This window comes from Salibaculum halophilum (genome assembly GCF_002094885.1).
GTDB lineage: Bacteria > Pseudomonadota > Alphaproteobacteria > Rhodobacterales > Rhodobacteraceae > Salibaculum > Salibaculum halophilum.
In genome coordinates this window covers 1-815 of the sequence record NZ_MSIT01000030.1, presented here as the reverse complement: position 1 = coordinate 815, position 815 = coordinate 1, and the positions used below count along the sequence as shown (strand labels likewise).

At 55.3% G+C, this 815-nt stretch carries 2 protein-coding genes; both read left to right on the top strand.

The window, feature by feature from the left end:
• Window positions 1–475: hypothetical protein (locus tag BU124_RS14635; protein WP_179141928.1), on the top strand; the 475-nt coding region annotated here is incomplete at its 5' end.
• Between the two features lie 100 nt (window positions 476–575).
• Window positions 576–788, top strand: coding sequence for a helix-turn-helix transcriptional regulator (locus BU124_RS13100; protein WP_084864027.1), 213 nt, complete (start codon window positions 576–578; stop codon window positions 786–788).
• Window positions 789–815: the final 27 nt, after the last annotated feature.

Below are 815 nucleotides of genomic sequence, written 5' to 3'. Positions count from 1 at the left end.
TATCGAGGGGCGCGAGGAAGTGGGGGACGGCGAAATGTTCCGCTGGTCTTTCCTATGGATCGAAGATGCCGCACCTGCGCTGAGCGAGGCCTATTTCCTTGGAAAGATGGCTTTCTCGCTTCAGGCGATAGAGGACCATCTAGAAAAGGATGATCTGCTGACGGTGTCTCATCACTCAATGCGCCTTGGGCTATATCAGTCCGAAATTGACGTGCGGCGGATTGCGCTCAGCTATGCTGAAATGGGGTATAAATATTCAGTCAAATCTAACGAGGGCGCTGAAAAGCGGCGTGGTGATTTCGCGCCGCATACAAAATCTGTTCTTTCCGAAATGGCGCGTTTGAGAGCAGAAGGATATTCCATTTCTGATGCATCGGCCTTCACTGCCAAGAGAGGGTTTGGTAAGAACAAGGAGGCGAACCGGGCGCTATGGTATCGGCATTGCAAAAAGTTACGACACACCCCTGATCGGTAACAGAACATAATTGCCAACGGTAGGCCAAGTCGTAACCGCCTTGGCCGCGAACACCCCGACAGAGGGAAGGCCAAGGCACAATCCAAAAGGAGCCTTGGCCATGAATAGCACCAACGACACCTGCAACCCGCACCGCCGGATACCGGCGGGCACGGTGCAGCAGATGTGCGGCGATATCTCTGCGATGACGCTGCACCGCTGGATCAACAACCCCGATCTGGACTTTCCCAAGCCGCAATACATCGGACGCCGCCGCTACTGGCGCGAGGCCGATATCGTCGCATGGCTCGAAGCGCGCGAGGTGGCGGCATGACCAATATCCCCAAGCATCAACGCGAAA